At 46.7% G+C, this 627-nt stretch carries 1 protein-coding gene; it reads right to left on the minus strand.

Annotation, left to right across the window (positions count from 1 at the left end):
• Positions 1-542, minus strand: a 542-nt coding sequence (locus B3182_RS14025) for a phosphoribosylanthranilate isomerase (RefSeq protein WP_292753171.1), incomplete at its 3' end; no start/stop codon positions are given.
• Positions 543-627: the final 85 nt, after the last annotated feature.

The following is a 627-nucleotide window of genomic DNA, read 5'->3' on the forward strand; positions in this document are numbered from 1 at the left end:
CCGCCGCTTACATCCACTGCATAAGGCGAGACCTGCTGAATAGCTTCTGCAACGTTTTCAGTTGTCAGACCACCCGCTAATATCAGCGGCTTGCTAACTGCAGTAATCATGGACCAGTCAAAGGTCTGTCCGGTTCCCCCCGGCACCCCATGTTGATAGCTATCCAGCAATAAGGCTGAAGCTTCAGCAAAATGCTCATCAGCCTGTATTAAATCACTTGCAGTCTGCATTCGTACCGCTTTGATGTACGGCATATTGAATTGAGCACAATATTCAGCGGATTCATTGCCATGAAATTGCAACAAACTTAATGGAACCTGCTCAAGTGTTTGCCGCACTTTCTCTGCCGTTGCATTCACAAATAAACCAACAGCAGATACAAATGGTGGCAACTGCGCAGTAATTGCGGCAGCCTGTGCCATTGTCACAGCGCGAGGACTTGGTTCATAAAAAACCAACCCGATAGCATCCGCCCCGCTTTTTACAGCAAATTCAGCATCTTGACGACGCGTAATGCCACATATTTTAACGCGGGTTCTCATTTGGGATTATCAGCTTTCCAGAAGTTACTACAGTACTTTACCAGAGCACTGGAAAACCTGACACTGTTGGCAGGAAAAATTCATG

It is taken from the genome of Methylophaga sp. UBA4204, assembly GCF_002379485.1.
Classification (GTDB): Bacteria; Pseudomonadota; Gammaproteobacteria; order Nitrosococcales; family Methylophagaceae; genus Methylophaga.